At 61.9% G+C, this 18,372-nt stretch carries 14 protein-coding genes and 1 pseudogene; 4 read left to right on the top strand and 11 right to left on the bottom strand.

The features are described from left to right. Positions 1–365, top strand: a 365-nt coding sequence (locus tag HMPREF2734_RS11620) for an HNH endonuclease signature motif containing protein (RefSeq protein ID WP_141750465.1), incomplete at its 5' end; no start/stop codon positions are given. 43 nt (positions 366–408) lie between these two features. Here the strand turns inward: HMPREF2734_RS11620 and HMPREF2734_RS09615 are convergent. The 8 genes from HMPREF2734_RS09615 to HMPREF2734_RS09580 form a co-directional block, all read right to left on the bottom strand. Continuing rightward, the gene (locus HMPREF2734_RS09615; RefSeq protein ID WP_070422621.1) at positions 409–1,053 is read right to left on the bottom strand and encodes a 50S ribosomal protein L25/general stress protein Ctc; all 645 of its coding nucleotides are present in this window, start codon (positions 1,051–1,053) and stop codon (positions 409–411) included. A gap of 128 nt (positions 1,054–1,181) precedes the next feature. After that, the gene (locus tag HMPREF2734_RS09610; RefSeq protein WP_070570648.1) at positions 1,182–2,516 is read right to left on the bottom strand and encodes an MFS transporter; all 1,335 of its coding nucleotides are present in this window, start codon (positions 2,514–2,516) and stop codon (positions 1,182–1,184) included. Further along, entirely contained in the window at positions 2,509–3,522 is a 1,014-nt protein-coding gene (gene hisC / locus HMPREF2734_RS09605; RefSeq protein ID WP_070570651.1) for a histidinol-phosphate transaminase, read from the bottom strand. The genes HMPREF2734_RS09610 and hisC overlap by 8 nt, the downstream gene beginning before the upstream one ends. A gap of 8 nt (positions 3,523–3,530) precedes the next feature. After that, positions 3,531–4,871, bottom strand: coding sequence for an amino acid permease (locus HMPREF2734_RS09600; protein WP_070570647.1), 1,341 nt, complete (start codon positions 4,869–4,871; stop codon positions 3,531–3,533). Between the two features lie 3 nt (positions 4,872–4,874). Then, the gene (locus HMPREF2734_RS09595; protein WP_070570646.1) at positions 4,875–5,321 is read right to left on the bottom strand and encodes a hotdog fold thioesterase; all 447 of its coding nucleotides are present in this window, start codon (positions 5,319–5,321) and stop codon (positions 4,875–4,877) included. A 76-nt stretch (positions 5,322–5,397) separates the two neighbouring features. Beyond that, positions 5,398–6,375: a ribose-phosphate diphosphokinase gene (locus tag HMPREF2734_RS09590; RefSeq protein ID WP_070570645.1), complete on the bottom strand. Its 978-nt coding sequence runs from the start codon at positions 6,373–6,375 to the stop codon at positions 5,398–5,400. Between the two features lie 10 nt (positions 6,376–6,385). After that, positions 6,386–7,825, bottom strand: coding sequence for a bifunctional UDP-N-acetylglucosamine diphosphorylase/glucosamine-1-phosphate N-acetyltransferase GlmU (gene glmU, locus HMPREF2734_RS09585; protein WP_083308144.1), 1,440 nt, complete (start codon positions 7,823–7,825; stop codon positions 6,386–6,388). 65 nt (positions 7,826–7,890) lie between these two features. Continuing rightward, a complete protein-coding gene (locus tag HMPREF2734_RS09580; protein WP_070422626.1) occupies positions 7,891–9,105 on the bottom strand; it encodes an MFS transporter in 1,215 nt (404 codons plus the stop codon). Positions 9,106–9,158: 53 nt separating this feature from the next. Here HMPREF2734_RS09580 and HMPREF2734_RS09575 point away from each other — a divergent pair, with 53 nt between their 5' ends. After that, positions 9,159–10,646 (top strand): multicopper oxidase family protein, encoded by a 1,488-nt coding sequence (locus tag HMPREF2734_RS09575; RefSeq protein WP_070570649.1) that lies wholly within the window; start codon positions 9,159–9,161, stop codon positions 10,644–10,646. Positions 10,647–10,739: 93 nt separating this feature from the next. On the opposite strand, the gene HMPREF2734_RS09570 is transcribed toward HMPREF2734_RS09575, so the two are convergent. Beyond that, on the bottom strand, positions 10,740–12,500 hold the full coding sequence (locus HMPREF2734_RS09570) for a hypothetical protein (RefSeq protein WP_070570644.1): 1,761 nt from the start codon (positions 12,498–12,500) through the stop codon (positions 10,740–10,742). A gap of 237 nt (positions 12,501–12,737) precedes the next feature. After that, positions 12,738–13,352, bottom strand: coding sequence for a DUF3558 family protein (locus HMPREF2734_RS09565; protein ID WP_168163613.1), 615 nt, complete (start codon positions 13,350–13,352; stop codon positions 12,738–12,740). A 171-nt stretch (positions 13,353–13,523) separates the two neighbouring features. On the opposite strand from HMPREF2734_RS09565, the gene HMPREF2734_RS09560 reads away from it, so the two are divergent. Together HMPREF2734_RS09560 and mfd are read left to right on the top strand one after the other, a co-directional pair. After that, positions 13,524–14,192: a TetR/AcrR family transcriptional regulator gene (locus HMPREF2734_RS09560; RefSeq protein WP_070422629.1), complete on the top strand. Its 669-nt coding sequence runs from the start codon at positions 13,524–13,526 to the stop codon at positions 14,190–14,192. Then, the gene (gene mfd, locus HMPREF2734_RS09555) at positions 14,185–17,814 is read left to right on the top strand and encodes a transcription-repair coupling factor (RefSeq protein ID WP_070570642.1); all 3,630 of its coding nucleotides are present in this window, start codon (positions 14,185–14,187) and stop codon (positions 17,812–17,814) included. Before HMPREF2734_RS09560 ends, mfd begins: the two co-directional genes overlap by 8 nt. Before the next feature lie 253 nt (positions 17,815–18,067). Here mfd and HMPREF2734_RS12095 read toward each other — a convergent pair. Then, a pseudogene (locus tag HMPREF2734_RS12095) lies at positions 18,068–18,372 on the bottom strand (hypothetical protein); the annotation flags it as partial.

The following is an 18,372-nucleotide window of genomic DNA, read 5'->3' as shown; positions in this document are numbered from 1 at the left end:
TGGAAGTCGCGGCGTTTCACCCGACCGAGGGTGCAGTCAACCTGTATCGCACCCAGCGATTCGCCAATAGTAAGCAGCGTGCGTTGGCATCCATGATGTCGCCAACCTGTCCGGTGCCCGATTGTCGGCATGGGGCTGACAACTGCGAAATGCACCACATCCAGGCCTGGCGGCATGGTGGGGAGACCAACCTTGCCAACTTAGTGCCGTTATGTCGGTTTCATAACGGGCGCAACGACGATGACCCGCGTGAAAACCGCTACGGGCGGATACAGATACGCGATGGGATACCGGTGTGGGTATCGCCGGGAGGGTCGGTCGTCGAGAAGCATCCGCCCGGAGCCATGCAACAACTCTTCACATAACGAAAAAGCCCGCCAAAAAAGCGGGCCAATCGTCGTGCCGAAATTACTCGGAAGCTTCCTCGCCAGCCTCAGAAGACTCAGCGCCAGCCTCAGCGCCGCCCTCCTCAGCAGCCTCAGCCTCAGCCTCGAGGTCCTCATCAACCTGCTCGAAGGTGATGTTGACAAGCAAGTTCTCCGGATCGGTGATCAGCTCCGCACCCGCCGGCAGCTCGAGATCGCCAGCGGTGATCTGGTCGCCGATCTCCTTGCCCTCGATGGAAACGGTGATCTCGTCCGGGATAGACAGAGCGTCGATCTCGATCTCGACAACGTCGGCTTCCTGGAACACAACAGCGCCCGGAGCAGCCTCGCCCTCGGTGACAACCGGAACCTCGACGGTAACCTTCTCGCCACGCTTAATGCCGAACAGGTCAATGTGGTCGATCTCGAGGGTCAGAACGTTCTGGTCGACGTGCTTGACCATGGCGAGCAGCTTCTCACCGTCGAGCTCAAGCTCGACGATGGCGTTGGTGCCGTCGTTACGCACGATCGCGGTCATCTCAATGCGGTCAACCGCAAAGTGGATGTTCTCGATGCCCTTTTCGTACAGGACACCCGGGATCTTGCCATCGCGACGCAGACGACGTGCGGAGCCCTTGCCAAACTCCTCGCGACGCTCACCCTTGATAACGGTTGGGGTAATAGCCATGTTGTACTCCTTCGGTTGGAAGGGCCACAGGCTTTGCCTGCGACCACTTAACGGATTGTGCTCGTCGAGTGATCGCATAGTGGATCTTCATCGCGTCGATAACGGCCCGAAAGCCCTCGCCGAGACTGCTACAGGCTACCAGCCGACTTTTCCCACACAAAATGCCCCGCCGCCTGGATGTCCTCATGATCATGGCCAAGCGGGATGCCGGTGCGATCACGCACAAGCAGCGTAACGACGAACCCCGTCAACGTCGCCGCCATCAAATACACCGTAATCGCCGCCGTACCACCAGTAGCCTCACGCAACGCAGCCGCAATCGTTGGAGCAAACGCACCACCAAGAATTGCACCCAACGCGTACGAAATCGACGCCCCGGACGCCCGGACCGAAGCCGGGAAAAGCTCCGCGTAGAAAGCGCCAATCTCGCCGTACGTCAGGCCCAGGCCAACGGTGAGGAAAATCAACGCCGCGGTGATCTTTGCAATCGAACCCGTATCGACGAGCGGGAACAACACCGCAACACCCGCCGCCTGAACCACAAACCCGATCGCAAGCGTGCGCTTACGCCCGATGTAGTCCGAGACCCACCCGGCGAACGCGGTAGTGAACAACCACACCGCAGCCGATGCAGTGACAGCCCACAGAATGTCCCCGCGTGAAAGCCCGATACCGGCAGGGTCAGTGACGTAATTTTGGATGTAACCGCCGGTTGTCATGTAACCGACGGCGCCGTTGGCGGCGAAGATCAGGGCGGCTGCGAGGACAACTCCCGCGTGAGATTTGAACAGGCCGCTGATGGGGCTGCGGGTGCCGGTCTCGCGCATCTCCTCGACGACGGGCGATTCTTCGACGCCGGTGCGGATCCACCAGCCGAGGAACGTCAGCGCGATGGACAGCAGGAAGGGAATGCGCCAGCCCCATTCGACGAAGGCGTCACCGGGGGCGACGGCGGTCATCAGGGCGAGCATGCCGGAGGACATGAGCAGGCCAGCGGGAACACCGACCTGGGGGCCGGCGCCGTAAAGGCCGCGTTTGTTCACAGGGGCGTGCTCGACGGCGAGGAGGACTGCGGAGCCCCATTCGCCGCCGGCCGATGTGCCCTGCAGGATGCGCAGGAGAATCAGTGCGGCGGGGGCAAGCCAACCGATGGTGTCGTAGGTGGGCAACAGGCCGATAAGCGTGGTGGCGGTGCCCATCGTGAACAGGGTGATCATGAGCACGCCGCGGCGCCCGAATCGGTCGGCGTAGTGGCCAGCCAGCACCGCACCGAGCGGGCGGAACAGGAAGGACAAGCCGACGGTGAGGAAGCTCACGATCGTCGCCGCAGCAGGTCCGAGGGGACCGAACATGGTCTGGTTAAACACCAAACCGGCGACGGCGGCGTAGAGGAAGTAGTCGTACCACTCGATGGCTGTGCCGATGGTGGTCGCCGCGATCACGCGGCGGCGCTCACTACGCACGGTCCCATGCTTTCAGGAAGGCGTCGGTTTCGGCTGAGTTGGTGACGGTGACGCGGATACCTTCCGGGAAAGAACGCACCAGCACGCCCTCTGCCGCTAGCCGGTCAGCTTTTTCACGCGGGAAATCCGGCAGCCAGATGAAGTTGGCTTGGGATTCGGGGAGGTTGAGTGCGGTGGTGAGGTGTTGGCGTTGGGTGATGGTGTCGTCGATACGCGTTTGCAGCTCGGAGGTGGCTTTGAGGGAGGCGAGGGCTGCGGTTTGGGCGACGGCGTTGACGGAGAAGGGGACGGCGACTTTGTTGAGGGCGCTGATGATGTCGGCGGGGCCGAAGGCGTAGCCGATGCGGGCGCCGGCGAGGCCGTAGGCTTTGGAGAAGGTGCGCAGGCCGACGACGTTGGGGTAGCGGGTGATGACGTCGGTGGCGACGGGGGTGTCGGTGGCGCGGTTGTATTCGAAGTAGGCCTCGTCGAGTGCGACGAGGATGTCGGATGGGACGGCGTCCATGAAGGTTCCGAACTCGGCGTTGGTGATGGTGGTGCCGGTTGGGTTGTTGGGGTTGCACACGAAGATGAGTTTCGTGCGTTCGGTAATCGCTGCGGCCATGGCGGGCAGGTCGAGGCGGTGCTCGGCGTCGAGTGGGATGGCGACGGGGGTTGCGCCGACGATGCGGGCGAAGATGGGGTAGGCCTCGAAACTGCGCCAGGGGAAGATGATTTCGTCGCCGGGCTGTGCGGTGATCGTCGCGAGTTGTTGGCACAGGGCGGAGGAGCCGGTGCCGACGGCGACCTGGTCGATGGTCACGCCGAGGTGTTCGGCAAGGGCGGTGCGGATGTCGGTGGCGCCCATGTCGGGGTAGCGGTTCATGGAGCCGAGGGTGTCGCGCATCGCCTCGAGTACGGAGGGCAGTGGGCCGTCGGCGGATTCGTTGGAGGAGAGTTTGATGGCGCTGTCGTTGCGGGCTCCCGGCACGTAGGCGGGGATGGTGTCGAGGTCTTTGCGGATCATGTTGCGGGTCATGCGTTGCTCCTGCGTTGCGTTGTCAACCAAATGAGGCCGAGGGCGAGGATCCAGCCGAAGAGTGTGGCTAGACCCATGCGGTAATCGGGAAGAATACCCATTAGTACGAGTACGAGGGCGAAAAATGCGATGCAGATCCAGTTCGCAACTGGGTAGAACGGGGCGGGGAATTTTGTGTTGCCGGCGTGTTTGCGGAAGTTCAGGTGGGATAGGCAGATGCCGGCCCAGGTGATCAATTCGGTGCCGACGATGATGGCGAGCAGGATGGCGAAGATTTTGCCTTCGAAGAAGTAGTTGAGGATGACGACGACGCCCATGAGGGTGGCGTCGAAAAGCAGTGCTTTTGTGGGCACACCTTTGGCGTTGGTTTCGGCGAGGGCTTTGGGGGCTTGGCCGTTGCGGGCGAGGTCGCGAAGCATGCGGGCGCCGGAGTAGGTCATGGTGTTGAGCACGGAGAACACGGCGACGACGATGACGACGTTCAGGGCGGTTGCTGCGCCTGAAAAGCCGACGCCGGTTAGCACCCGGATGAATGGGCTTTCGTTCGTGTCTTGTTCGTTCCACGGTGCGAGCAGCAGGATGGTGCCGATGCCGCCGAGGTAGAACACGAGGATGCGCCACACGACGGAGTTGACCGCGCGGGGAATTGCCTTTTCGGGGTCGTCAGCTTCGCCAGCGGCGGTGCCGATAGACATGATGCCGCCAAAGGTAAAGGTCACGGCGACGAGTGCGAAGAGGACGCCGGAGATGCCGTTTGGCATGAATCCGCCGTGGTCGGTGATGTGTTGCAGGCCGATGGCGGGCTCGGAGCCGACGCCGAAGACAAGCGCGAGGCCGAGCACGATCATGAGGACGAGTGCTGCCACTTTGATCAGGGAAAGCCAGTATTCGGTGGTGGCGAACACGCGCACGTTGAGCACGTTGAGGACGACGACGAGCAGCAGCGAGACTAGCGCGGTGACCCAGTGGGGGATGTGGGGGAACCAGTAGTCCAGGAAGGTACCCATGGCGGTCAGTTCCAGCATGCCGACAACGACGGTGGTGAACCACCAGTTCCAGCCGGTGATAAATCCGGCTCCGCGGCCGATGTATTCGCGAGAGTATGCGGCAAACGAGCCGGAGACGGGGTGTTCGACGGCCATTTCGCCGAGCATGCGCATGAGGAAGTAAACGATGACGCCGACGATGGCGAAGGAGATCAAGACGGCGGGGCCGGCGTATTGGATGGAGCTGGCGGAGCCGAGGAAAAGTCCGGTGCCGATGGATGATCCGAAGGCGATCATCATCAGTTGGCGGCTTTTGACGCTGCGTTTGAGTCCTTGTTCTTGGAGGCTCATGGGTTAGTTTCCTGTCGGGGGACGTGAGGTGGTGCGGGAGAGTCCGCGGAATTCTGCGATGACGGTGTCGCCGTCGTAAAGGGTGACGTCGGACAGTCCGTTGCGGCCCCATTGGTGGTGTTCACGGGCGACGCCGCGGATGGTGCGGCCCATTTTTGCGGGTGCGAGGTAGACCATTTCGGACTGTGCACTGACGGTTGGTTCGGTGCGGCGCGAGTTGCAGGCGCCGCCGAAGAGGGCGTCGGCAAAGGTGAACAGGACGCCACCTTGGCAGACACCGAATCCGTTTGCATGCCGCTTATCGACGACAAACTCGCCTTCCGCCACGCCTGGCTCTAACCGTGTGATGATGGCGCCCAGATACTCGAGGGTGGCGTCGCCGTCGTACATGGCTTTGGCGTGCTCAAGCTCTGGGGTGATTTCTACGGATTCGGCGTAGCGGTTGTACATGGAGATTGTGTCCTTTCCCTAAGCGTGAAGCCGGGGCAGCGGTGAAGCTGCCCCGGCTGTCGCGGTCAAGAGTGGTTTAGGCCTGGCCCTCGAAGAGGGTGGTCACGGAACCGTTTTCGAAGATTTCGCGGATGGTCTTTGCCAGCAGTGGTGCGATCGACAGCACGGTGAGGTTCTTCCAACCTTCGGTGTTTTGCGGCAGGGTGTCGGTGGTGATGACTTCCTCGGCGCCGCAGTCGCTGAGGCGCTTGCGTGCCGGGTCGGAGAAGACACCGTGGGTGCAGGCGATGACGACGGACTTCGCGCCGGCTTCCTTGAGCACGCCGACGGCGCCTGCGATGGTGCCGCCGGTGTCGATCATGTCGTCCATGAGGATGCAGTCTTTGCCCTCGACGTCGCCGACGACACGGTTGGAGACAACCTTGTTTGCGGCGTCGATGTCGCGGGTTTTGTGGACGAAGGCCATGGGGGCGTCGCCAAGCATGTTGGCCCACTTCTCAGCGGACTTCACTCGGCCGGCATCCGGGGAGACCACCACGAGGTTGTCCAGCGAGTACTTGGACTTGATGTAGTCCACCAGGATCGGCTGGGCGTGCATGTGGTCGACCGGGCCGTCGAAGAAGCCCTGGATCTGGTCGGTGTGCAGGTCGACGGAGACGATGCGGTCCGCGCCTGCTGCGGAGAGCAGGTCGGCGATGAGGCGGGCAGAGATCGGTTCGCGGCCGCGGTGCTTCTTGTCCTGGCGTGCGTACGGGTAGAACGGCAGGATCGCGGTGATGCGCTTCGCGGAGCCACGCTTGAGCGCGTCGATCATGATCAACTGCTCCATGAGCCACTTGTTCAGCGGCTGTGCGTGGGACTGCATGACAAAGCAGTCGGAGCCACGGACGGACTCTTCGAAGCGGATGAAGATTTCGCCGTTGGCGAAGTCACGGGCGGTGGTGGGCACGAGCTCGATGCCGAGTTCGTCTGCTACGGCCTCTGCCAGTTCCGGGTGCGCACGCCCGGTGAAGACCTTGAGGTTTTTGTGGCTTTCTGTGGAGTAACCAGTCATGTTCGAACCTTTACTTCTCGCGTGCTTTCTTTGCAGCTTCTGCCGCGTCGGATCCGGGGCGGCGCTTTTCTACCCAGCCCTCGATGTTGCGCTGGTGGCCCTCCTTGATGGCGAGCGCGCCGGCTGGAACATCTTCCGTGACTACTGTACCCGCGCCGGTATACGCGCCATCACCGATATTGACCGGTGCGACAAACATGGTGTCTGAGCCGGTACGGCAGTAGTCGCCGATGGTGGTGTGGTGCTTGTTCACTCCGTCGTAGTTAGCGAAAACGCTGGAGGCGCCGATGTTGGAGTGCTTGCCTACGGTGGCGTCGCCGATGTAGGTCAGGTGGGGCACCTTGGAGCCTTCGCCGATCTTGGCGTTTTTGGATTCGACGAAGCCGCCGAGTTTGCCGTGGGCGCCGAGTTCGGTGCCGGGGCGGATATAGGTGAAGGGGCCGACGGTGGCTTCTTCACCGATGACGCCGAGTTCGCCTTGGGTGCGTACGACGGTGGCGCGGGCGCCGACTTCCATGTCGGTCAGGGTGGTGTCGGGGCCGATTTCGGCGCCGTCTCCGATGACGGTGGAGCCCCACAGTTGGGTGTTGGGGTGGATGATGACGTCGCGGCCGATTTCTACCTCGACGCCGATCCAGGTGGTGGCCGGGTCGATGACGGTTGCGCCGTTGCGCATGGCGCGCTCGACGAGGCGGCGGTTGAGTTCTTTGCCTGCTTCGGCGAGTTGGACGCGGTCGTTGACACCGGCGAGTTCGCGGGCATCAGGTGCGATGAAGGCGGAGACTTTGCGGCCGTCGTTGCGGGCGATGCCGAGGACGTCGGTGATGTAGAACTCGCCTTGGGCGTTGTCTGGGGTGACGCGCGCGAGGGCGTCGCGAAGCACGGTGGCGTCGAAGGCGAAGACACCGGAGTTGACTTCGTGGACCTTGCGTTGTTCGTCGGTGGCGTCTTTTTCTTCGACGATTTCGAGTACGTCGCCAGCTTCGCCGCGGATGATGCGGCCGTAGCCAGTGGGGTTGTCGAATTCGAGGGAGAGCACGGTCACGGCGGCATGCTCGGACTCATGCTTTTCGACGAGCGCCTGCAACGTCTCCGGCGTCAGCAACGGCACGTCGCCATTGGTGACCACGACGGTGCCGTCGAAATCCGGAATTGCCGACAGGCCGACCTGCACTGCGTGGCCGGTGCCGTTTTGCTCCTCCTGGATCGCCTGGCGGATCTCCACGTGCATCTGCTCGGCGATGTGCTCCACGGCTGGGGCGACCTGGTCGCGCTGGTGGCCGACCACAGCAACGAGGTAGGTCGGTTCCACACCGGCTGCGGCGTGCAGCGAATGGGAGAGCAGGCTGCGCCCGCCGATTTCGTGCAGCGTCTTTTGGCGGTCGGACTTCATGCGGGTTCCCGCGCCGGCCGCGAGCACGACAACGGCGCGATCGGAGTGGTTAGGCACTCGATTACTCCTTGGGGGTGGACGTTTTGAGATCGGCCCCAAGCATAACGCCTATGGGCTCTGGCCTACTTGTTTGCCGAGACTTCCTTCAGGTTCGCGGCACCAAACACACCGGCGTAACCAACAACAGCCAGGAAGATCAGCGCTGCCTGCGGGCCGAGCAGCACAACCGCCGAGGAGATTGCGCCGACAACGAGCAGGACGATGCCCATGACGGTGTTGGCGGCACCCGTGATCATGGTGCGCCTATCGCCGTCGGCCATGTCTACCAGGTAGGTCTTGCGGCTGACCCGCACTGCGGTGTGGGCGAGGTTGACCAGGAAGAAGCCTAGGGGCATGACCCAGGCGTTGATGGTGTCGTCGACAAGCTGTGCGCTGGCAACGAGCAGGATGAGCACAGTGGACGCGAAACCTGCAGCCCACGCCATCGTGCGTTTCGACGACCTGTCCGACAACCGGCCCGAAACCCGCCCGCCAAGCAGTGACGCGCCGCCGGAGGCGACGATGAACGCACCGAGGCCTGTGAGGTCGGCGCCTTCGCGGCTGCCCAACACGACGATAAACGGGGTGGAAAGCGCGGTGACCAGCATGAGCGAGCGCACGATGAGGAATCGTTGCAGGTCGCGGTCGGAGGTGACCAGCTTCCACATGTCGTGGAAGCCTTGGCCGTTGGAGGTGTCGGTGTCGGGAGTGGGCTCGTCGATACGCATGAACACGAGCGAAGCGAGCGCCCACATCGACGCACCGCCGGCGAGCAGCGCGGCGAGTGACCACTGCGGAAGTTCGTTGGGGATAAACGACAGTGCGAGACCGATCGCGAGAGTGAAACCGCCGGCGAGCGCGGTGGCGCGACCGGTGATGTCGCCGCGGTGGCCTTTGGAAATCGTGCGGCCCTGGACATCTTTGCCTGCGATGGAGCAGATGGAGCGAAACACCGCGTGCACCGCAAGCAGGACAATGACTGCGATGCCGAGCGCACTTCCCTCGAGCAACAGCGCGCTAAGCGCAATGCCGGCAGAGGCCAGCGCTTGGCCCCACGAGCCGATCAACCAGACTCGTTTGCGCGAGCTTTGCGACGTCACCCACGGGCTCAAAAACGCCTGCGGCAGCATCGAGCCTGACTCGCGAATTGGCACGAGAAACGACGTGAACGCCGCCGGCACCCCAGCAGCATTGAACAGCCACGGCAGCACCGTTTTCGGGGCGACTACCTGATCGCCAATGTTTTGTAAGCCGTTCGACCAGATGAACCGGCGGGCATTCGCTTCCTCGTTACGCATATATCGGGATAGTAGGATCATTCATGGTTTTCGGCGAGTTTTTGGAGGACGTAATGGCTTTTTCTCGACGCACATTTTTTAAAGGGACCGTTTTCGCCGTTGCAGTCGCAGCCACGGGTGCTGCATTGGCTGGGTGCTCGACATCAAACCAGCCCACCCCGCGTGGTGCCGACGCCGAAGCACGCCCGCTGCCTATCCCGCCGCTGTACGAAGGCACACTCGACGGCAACGTGCGCCGCTTCGAACTAACCGCCCAGGAGGGCGAATCCGAAATCATCCCCGGTGTCATGACCAAGACTTGGGGATTCAACGGGCCGTTCTTGGGTCCGACGCTGTACATGCGGCGCGGCGAACGCATTGAAATGACCGTGCACAACAACGTGCCGGAGCCGACCGTTGTGCACTGGCACGGCCTGCACCTGCCGGCCGCTGCGGACGGCGGACCGGCGCTGATGTTTGACCCGGGTGAGTCTTGGTCGCCGTCGTGGACCGTCGATCAGCCCGCCGCGACCTGCTGGTACCACCCGCACCCGCACGAGATATCCGCGGTGCACGCCTACCGCGGCCTTGCCGGCGGTCTGATTGTCGACGACGACACCACCGCCATCCCAGGCCTGCCCGCCGACTACGGCGTCGACGACATCCCTGTGATCCTGACCAACGCCCAGTTCACCGAAGACGGCCAGCTCGACGAGGACTACGGGTGGGTCGGCGACACCGTGGTGGTCAACGGCATCACCAAACCGCGTTTCGAGGCCACAACCCGCCGCGTGCGTCTCCGCGTGCTCAACGGTTCCGTGTTGCGCTTCCACCACCTGACGCTGGGTGTGCCGTTCAAGATCGTCGCCACTGACCAGGGGTTCCTCGATTCCCCGGTGGAGGTCGACGGCGTGCTGCTTACCCCGGGCGAGCGCGTGGAAATCGTGGTGGACCTGGAGCCGGGCAAGGACCTGATGTTGCGTAGCGATGGACTCCCGGATCTTGGCGGCCTGCCGGATAAGGAAACGGCGGACATGTTCGGCGCCCGCGACACCTTCGACCTGTTGGAGATCGCCGCCCCGCCAGAAGATGCGCCGGCTTCGCCCGCGTTGTCGGAAACGTTGGTGCCGTTGGACGTGCCGTCGTCGGCAAGTGTGGAGCGCGAGTTCCGACTCAATGGCATTGAGATCAATGGCCAAACGATGGACATGTCGCGCGTCGACTTTGTCGTCGACCACGACGGGCCTGAGATCTGGCGCGTGACCAACGAAAACGAGGATATGCTGCACAATTTCCACATCCACAACGCACGCTTCGCCGTGCAAAGCGTTGAGGGTGGGGAAGTGGAGTTCACTGCCGGCTGGCACGACACCATCGACGTGCCACCGCTTTCCACGGTGACGTTGCTTGTGGAGATCGCGTATCACCCCGACCCCACCTTGGCCTACATGTATCACTGCCACATGCTCAACCACGAAGACCAGGGCATGATGGGCCAATTTGTCATCGTTGAGCCTGGCCAAGAACCGGACCTTGCACTCCCGCACGGCCACGAGCATTAGATTGCTTCTCGACGACCCCACGCCCCGGCGCGAATCCCACCGGGGCGTGGTTTTGTTTCGGGTTTCTGTTTCGAGCGTTGCCGCTCGCGGTGGCTATCGGCGCACGTTGTAGCCGATGACCTCCGGCAGCAATAGTGGGGCGTCGCCGAGCAGTGCCTTGAGGTTGCCGTCGCGCTCGACCGCGCTGGTGACTGTCTTGACCTTGGCGGCGGCCTTGTCGGATGCGCGACCGTTTTGGTTGCGCCCGGCCATCATCGGTTGCCCGGCAATGACACCACCGCCGCGGTGTGCGCCTGCCGCATTGTTCGCGGAGTGCGCACCGTTTGTGGCGTGGGCGCCGTGGGCACTGTGGGCACCGTGTGCACCGTTAGCTGTGCCGGAGCCTGTTGGCGCGTGCCCCGTCGAGCCGTGCGGGGTAGCACCGTGAGCACCCGGCGAACCGGCGCCGAAACCGGTACTTGGACCGACACCAGCACCGGCGCTCACGCCGCCGCCCGTGCCGAAACCCGGACGACCGGCGTGCATGCCGCCACCTGAGTAGGTGCCAGCACCTGCTCCGGCGCTTCGGCCAGTGCCGATGCCATTTCCAGCTCCACGGCCGCTAACAGCCTGGGAAGCAGGGGAGCCCCCGCGGGAACCGCCAGGCCCTCCAACCCCGGTGCCTACGCCCATCTGGTTTCCACGAGCAGCGTGCCTTCCAGCGCCTGCAGCGTTGCTGGGCCCACCAGCTATTGGAGCGAATCCACCCGCGCCGCTATTGGTGCCGGCGGATGCCCCGCCCGAGTTCGCCCCACGTGTGGTTGCAGGGGTGATAGCACCGGTGAACGTTGGGCTGTGCGCACCTGGGTGCGCGCCAGCAGAGATCGCACCTGGGGTCGGAGCCATCGCATTTGTGCTTGGCGGTGCCAGCACTGCCGACGCAGCCTGCGTAGGCGTAGCACCTGCCGGAATGGAATCAAGCACGTTTGGCGAGGGCCGCCCCATGTTCTGCAGAACCTCTGACGGTGTTTTCGCGTTTGCGATATCCCCGTAGCCACGGTTGATCAGCGCATTCTGGATTGGTTCCGGCAACTCTGCTGGTTCAAATGCGGGCGCTGCTGGCAAGGGAATGCTATCGACGCTGTAGGAGTCCCCAGACATCTCCTTCAACTCCGGAAGCAGACGGTTAAACGTCGGGATCGCAGCGACCAAGTTTGATGTCATTCGCGCCGGAAAGTTGAGCAGGTACGCCTGTTCGATCGCAAGCTTTTCTTCCGGCGACGGTGCAGCGTCATAGGCCATCACGGTGCTGGATGCGATGAGCTTTTCGGCGTCTGCGGCGTCGGCAAGCATTGCGGTGTGCGCTGCGAGGGAACGCGAGTTAGCCACGTATTCCATACCCGCGTTCTGGACCTGTGTGATGGTGCGCATCGCGTTGTGAATCCAGGATGTCTCTGCCGACGAACTCAACGCGTGCTGAACTTCGTTGAGTTCCTCCATCGCATCGGCGATCAGTTCTGCATTTGAGTTCCAGAACTCGGAAGCAGACATCGCACGAGATGTGTCGGTCTCCAACAACTTGGCGTGCAAGGCGTGCAGCGACGAATCACCAGTCGCGACTGCCGCCGGGTTTGCAAACGTGTTGGTTTTCGGATCGACCGAACGCGACTTCTGCAGGAGCTCAATCAGTTGTGGCTGCACCTGGTTAACGCGCCCCTCAAACACCGGACCGAGCGACGCCAACGCACCGGACAGAGAGTCATCCGTCCGCAACGTGTTGTTCAGTGCGGTTTCAAGAATGTTCGCCGTACCCAGAAGGTAGGTTGCGACCGCTTGATTTGCTTCTGGTGCGTTTACATCCCCGATTGGGCTCAACGTGCGCCCCGCATCTGCGAGGCCACTGACCTGCGAGAAAGAAGAAAGCGGATTGCTTGCAAATCCGATGTTTGTACCGAGACTGCTAGCAATTCCCCTTAGCTGGCTAATCGCAGATTCTGCTTGAGCTATGTCGAGTTTTATGATCATTTTTCCCCCAAAAAGTTGTTGCTTATTCTCAAAGATAAATGAGAAAGAAGCGGATGAAAAGAGTTTGTCCACTTTAGTGGACAATTGTTAATGAAATGCCTGGTAAAGGCTCTCCAGTGCGTTAATTGCGCGGTCGCAATTCTGTTTACGATCGCCAAACCCTTCAATCCCGGCGACGATTGTTGTTATTGCTCCTCGAACAGTGTCAATCTGTGCGTAACAACTAGGGCCGATGCCACTCAATGGACCGAAGGTATAAAGCGTCGGTAGGACTTCAGATTCGTAATCGAACAATTCCACTTGCTCTGCAACAGCTTTGCGATTCGCGTTGCTGCTCATAAACGCTGGAGGAAACAGCTCATCGCCGTTTTGGCTGTCGCAAGCACTCATTCCGCGAGCGAATGCCGCATATTTCTTCGGAAGCGGCTCCACATCCTCAAACCCCGCAGCGGCGAACTCTTCCTGCGTGATCTCCGTGCAGGGATCGAAGATGTCGTCGCCGATTGTGTACGGGTCGAAGTCGCCGATTTCTAGCACGCCGCTTTCGAACACGAACGCTTGTGCTTGAGGCTTATCCTCCGCAGATTCGGGTGGTGTGCCGGATTCGATGTTGGGCGTGGTGTCGTCGTTAAGCGGTTGCTCTGTAGTGCACCCCGAGAGCATCACGCATAGAGCTGTAGAAAGTATTGCGAATCGTTTCATTTCCCCTCCCCATATGAAAAAGCTTCCCCACCAGGACTCGAACCTAGAATGACGGTACCAAAAACCGTAGTGTTGCCGATTACACCATGGGGAATAGCATCGCTGATTGTAGACCACATCCCGTGGCAACCAAAGATGGGGTGTGTCGGAGAGGGATCTAGAGTGGAACATATGGCTCGTAGGCGAATGACTGCACCCCAGCGTAGGGAACAATTATTAGGCGTTGGGCGCGCTGCTTTTGCTGAGCGCGGATACGACGGGATCTCCATGGAGGAGATTGCGGCTCGCGCCGGGGTGACCAAGCCGGTGGTGTATGAGCACTTTGGGGGTAAAGAGGGCTTGTACCAGGCGGTTATTCGTCGGGAGATGGTCCGCCTGGAGGAGACGATTATGGGGTCTATCCAGGAGGGGCGCTGGCGCGATCGCATTGAGCGTGGTGTGTTGGCGTTGCTGACGTACGTGGAGGATGACACCGACGGGTTTGTTATCCTTGCGCATGGTCAGTTGCCGGGGGAGGGGCGGACGTATTCGACGATTCTTAACCGTGTGACCGCTGAGGTTTCCCACCTGCTGGCGGAGGCGTTTAAGCACCGTGGATTAGATGAGGCGATGGCCGGGTTGTACGGTCAGGCGCTGGTTGGCACGGTGTCTAATTCTGCGCTGTGGTGGCTGGACCAGCGTGAGCCAGACAAGCATATTGTGGCGGCGCACATCTCTAACCTGTGTTGGAATGGGTTGCGGGGGATGGAGGCCAAGCCGCATATTGCTGGTGAAGATGTCGCTGGAGATGAGCGCGCTGTGGATCGCGAAGCGAACGAAGAGGAAGCATTGCATGACTGATAACACCCCGCCCGTGCTTGGTGGGCTGCTCACCCAGGCGTTGACGGACCCGAAGTTGAAGGGTTTGGTGACGCATGTGGGGGAAGATTCGCTGCATATTACCGGCATTGACCAGGCACGTTCCTGGACTGCTGGTGCGATCGCGCGTGAGACCCCGGTGCTGTTGGTGACGGCGACGGGGCACGAGGCGGAAGACCTCACGGCGGAGCTCAAGGCAATGCTTGGCGACGACAAGGTCGCCCAATTCCCCGCCTACGAGACGTTGCCCCATGAGCGCTTGTCGCCAGCTGCGGACATTGTTGGCCGCCGTGCGAAGGTGCTGTGGGATATGCCGCGTGTCATCGTGGCTGCGGCGCGCGCCGTGTGCCAGCCAGTTTTGCCTGCGATTGAGCCGATTCGGGTGGCGGTGGACCAGGAAGCCGACTTTGAGGACCTGACGCAGCAGTTGGTGCATTTCGCCTACAACCACGTGGATATGGTTGCGGGCCGTGGCGAGTTTGCTACCCGCGGCGGCATCATTGACGTTTTCCCCACCACTGCCCAGAACCCTGTGCGTATCGAGTTCTGGGGTGACGAAGTCACCGACATCCGCTCCTTTGCGGTTGCGGATCAGCGCACCATCGAAGAGGTTGGTGCCGTCGAACTGTTTCCAGCAAGGCAGTTGCTTATCGACGACACCGTGGCCGCCAAAGCCGACGACCTGGCTCGCAAATTCCCGTCGAACCCCACCTTGTCGTCGCTGCTTGCACGCATTTCCGAAAAGCAGCCGGCGGACGGCATGGAAGCGATCATCCCGGCACTGACCGATAAGACGTATTCGGTGCTGCCGGAATTGATGCCGGCCGGTTCGGTGGTGTTGGTGACCAACCCGGAGAAGGTTCGCACTCGCATTGCCGACTTGGAAGCGACCGACCGCGAGTTCCTCGAGGCCGGCTGGGAGGCCGCCGCGATGGGCGCCGAAGGCCCGGTGGCGGTGGAAGGCCTGGACGTTTCTGCTTCGTCGTATCGCTCGTTCGAGTCCCTGGAGGTCTCCGCGTCGAAGGCTGGAAACGCCTGGTGGACATTTGCTCCTCCCGGAATGTTTGCTGCGGATGATGCAGAGACGCTGCCGCTCGAGTTCGAGGCGGCACCCGCCCCGAAGGGTGATCCGAAGCAGATTGAGCAGCTCTACGCCACGCTGAAACTGCACGTGACGCAAAACCACGGCAAGGCCGCCTATGTCGCTCCGGCCAAAGGTGCGATCGACCGCATGGCGGAGCGGCTGCGCGAACACGGCGTGTCCGCACGAGTGGCCACACCTGGGCTCGAGCCCGTCGATGGCGCAGTTACGCTCTACCAGGCGTTATCGCACGCAGGCCTCGTTTTCGGCGGGCCGAACTTGGTCGTTATTACTGAAACGGACCTGACCGGCAACCGCGTCGGCGACATCGCCGGCGCTAAGCGACGCGCCCCGCGCCGCCGCAACCGCGTCGACCCGTTGGCTTTGCAGCCGGGTGATTTCGTGGTGCATGACACCCACGGCATCGGCAAGTTTGTGAAGATGGCGGAGCGCACTATCAAGGCCGGCGATGAGGCGTCGCGACGCGAATACATCGTGCTCGAGTACCAGCCCGCCAAGCGCGGACAGCCCGGCGACCAACTCTGGGTGCCCATGGAGTCGCTGGACCTGCTGAGTAAGTACACCGGTGGCGAGAAGCCGTCGCTAAGCAAGATGGGCGGCTCGGACTGGAAGTCCACCAAGCGCAAGGCGCGCGCCGCCGTGCGCGAGATCGCCGGCGAGTTGGTGGAGCTCTACGCCAAGCGCCAAGCCGCGCCGGGCCACGCGTTCGCGCCGGATACCCCCTGGCAGCTCGAGATGGAAGATGCCTTCCCGTTCGTAGAGACGGAAGACCAGCTCAACGCCATCGAAGCGGTCAAGGAAGACATGGAAAAGCCCACGCCGATGGACCGCGTGATCGTGGGCGATGTGGGCTTCGGCAAAACCGAGGTGGCCGTGCGTGCCGCGTTTAAGGCAGTGCAGGACGGCAAACAGGTCGCGGTGCTGGTGCCGACGACGCTGCTCGCCCAGCAGCATTACTCCACCTTCACGCAGCGCATGGATGGTTTTGGGGTGGAGGTTCGCGAGCTGTCGCGTTTCACCTCTACCACGGATTCGAAGAAGATCCTCGCAGGTCTTGCGGATGGTTCCGTAGACATCGTCATTGGTACCCACCGACTGCTGCAGACTGGCGTGCAGTGGAAGAACCTCGGTCTGATCATCGTGGACGAGGAGCAGCGCTTCGGCGTCGAGCACAAGGAACACATCAAGGCGCTGAAGTCGCACGTTGACGTGCTCACCATGACGGCAACGCCGATTCCGCGCACGCTTGAGATGTCGCTGACCGGCATCCGCGAAATGACATCGATTACCACCGCGCCGGAGGATCGTCACCCGGTGCTCACGTATGTCGGTCCGCAAGAGGATAAGCAGGTGGCGGCGGCGATTCGTCGAGAATTGCTTCGCGACGGCCAAGTCTTCTACATCCACAACAAAGTCTCCGACATCGAAAAAACTGCCCGCCAACTGCGCGAACTCGTTCCCGAGGCCCGCGTCGTTGTCGCTCACGGCCAGATGAGCGAGCAGGTGCTCGAGCAGACCGTGCAGGGTTTTTGGAACCGCGAATACGACGTCATGGTGTGCACCACGATCGTGGAGACCGGCCTGGACATCGCCAACGCCAACACCCTGATCGTGGAAAACGCCCAGAACATGGGCCTGAGCCAGTTGCACCAGCTGCGCGGACGTGTGGGCCGTTCCCGCGAGCGTGCCTACGCGTACTTCCTGTACCCGAAGGACAAGACACTCACCGAGACCTCCTACGACCGCCTGGCCACCATCGCCCAAAACAACGACCTGGGTGCCGGCATGGCCGTGGCGCAGAAGGACCTGGAGATGCGCGGCGCCGGCAACGTGCTCGGCGCGGAACAGTCCGGCCACATCGCCGGCGTGGGCTTCGACATGTACGTCCGCTTGGTCAGCGAGGCCGTGGAAACCTTCAAGGGCCTCATGAGCGGCAAACCCATCGACGCCACCGACAAAGGCCCGAAGGAAATCCGCGTCGATCTGCCCGTGGATGCACACATTCCGGAGACCTACATCAACTCCGAGCGCCTACGCCTCGAGGTGTACCGCAAGCTCGCAGAAGCGCGTGACGACGACGCCCTAACCGCCGCAGCCGACGACATGATCGACCGCTTCGGCACCTTGCCAATTGAGGTCGAGCGGCTCATGGCCGTAGCCCGACTGCGCAACCAGGCCCGTGCAGTTGGCGTTTCCGAGATCTTGACCCAGGGAACGCGCATCAAACTCCACCCAGTCGAGTTGCCTGACTCCAAGCAGGTGCGCCTGAAGCGCTTGTACCCGGGGGCGAACTTCCGGGCTGCGGCAAAGGCGCTGCAGGTGCCGATGCCCAAGGAAGGCGGGGCAAAGCGGGCACTCAACGCTCCAAACCTGCGCGATATGGAATTGCTGCAGTGGGTCGCCGACTTCATGACCGACGTCCTCGACGCCCCCAAGATCGCCGTGGCGGGATCGGCTGCGGAGGAGACACCGAAGAAGAAGGTGTTCTCGGTCAGCGAGTAGGCGCTACCGCGTCAGTGATCCCCCTTCAGACGAAGAAGGACGCTCGGACCGATCGTCTAGCTCTGTGTTTGTGGAACCAGACGATGAGCTCCGTGTTGACCATGGTGTTCGTTATCACCTGGGGGTTTGTGTGGGTGGTTTCGAGACCGTCTAGCTGTATTTGCGGGGGTGCTAGACGATCAGTGGCAGCAACGAAAAGAGAGTGTGCCCACCCGGTGTTGCGGGTGGGCACACTCATTGTTGTTGTTTGGTTTTAGAGCATCATGTTGGCGAAGCCGATGCCGATTCCGACGATGGCTAGCAGAGCGACGATCGGGGCGATGATGGCGGCGATGTTGACGTCTGCTCCTGCAGGCTTGTTGTTGTCTGCCTGCTTCTTGGCGTTGTCCACCTTGGCCGGTGCGTCCTGCTCAGCTTCAGCCTGGTCTTGTACCTTCTCCTCGGCCTTGTCGTTAGCCTTGTTCCTAGCCTTGGCCGGGGCTTCTGCTTCGGCTTCTGCTTCGACCTGTGCTGGTGCTTCTACCTTGTCGTCTGCCTTGTCGTCTGCCTTGTCGGCGG

The organism is Corynebacterium sp. HMSC055D05 (genome assembly GCF_001810365.1).
Lineage (GTDB): Bacteria > Actinomycetota > Actinomycetes > Mycobacteriales > Mycobacteriaceae > Corynebacterium > Corynebacterium coyleae.
This window is presented reverse-complemented; position numbering and strand designations above follow the sequence as displayed.

What these genes read in the sequence shown, in the direction of transcription:
- hisC (WP_070570651.1), bottom strand. Translation starts at nt 3,522, where the DNA reads ATGATCCGCAAAGACCTCGACACCATCCCCGCCTACGTGCCGGGAGCC.
- HMPREF2734_RS09590 (WP_070570645.1), bottom strand. Translation starts at nt 6,375, where the DNA reads ATGACTGGTTACTCCACAGAAAGCCACAAAAACCTCAAGGTCTTCACC.
- mfd (WP_070570642.1), top strand. Translation starts at nt 14,185, where the DNA reads ATGACTGATAACACCCCGCCCGTGCTTGGTGGGCTGCTCACCCAGGCG.
- HMPREF2734_RS09600 (WP_070570647.1), bottom strand. Translation starts at nt 4,871, where the DNA reads ATGAGCCTCCAAGAACAAGGACTCAAACGCAGCGTCAAAAGCCGCCAA.
- HMPREF2734_RS09580 (WP_070422626.1), bottom strand. Translation starts at nt 9,105, where the DNA reads ATGCGTAACGAGGAAGCGAATGCCCGCCGGTTCATCTGGTCGAACGGC.
- HMPREF2734_RS09615 (WP_070422621.1), bottom strand. Translation starts at nt 1,053, where the DNA reads ATGGCTATTACCCCAACCGTTATCAAGGGTGAGCGTCGCGAGGAGTTT.
- HMPREF2734_RS09595 (WP_070570646.1), bottom strand. Translation starts at nt 5,321, where the DNA reads ATGTACAACCGCTACGCCGAATCCGTAGAAATCACCCCAGAGCTTGAG.
- HMPREF2734_RS09565 (WP_168163613.1), bottom strand. Translation starts at nt 13,352, where the DNA reads ATGAAACGATTCGCAATACTTTCTACAGCTCTATGCGTGATGCTCTCG.
- HMPREF2734_RS09575 (WP_070570649.1), top strand. Translation starts at nt 9,159, where the DNA reads ATGGCTTTTTCTCGACGCACATTTTTTAAAGGGACCGTTTTCGCCGTT.
- HMPREF2734_RS09560 (WP_070422629.1), top strand. Translation starts at nt 13,524, where the DNA reads ATGGCTCGTAGGCGAATGACTGCACCCCAGCGTAGGGAACAATTATTA.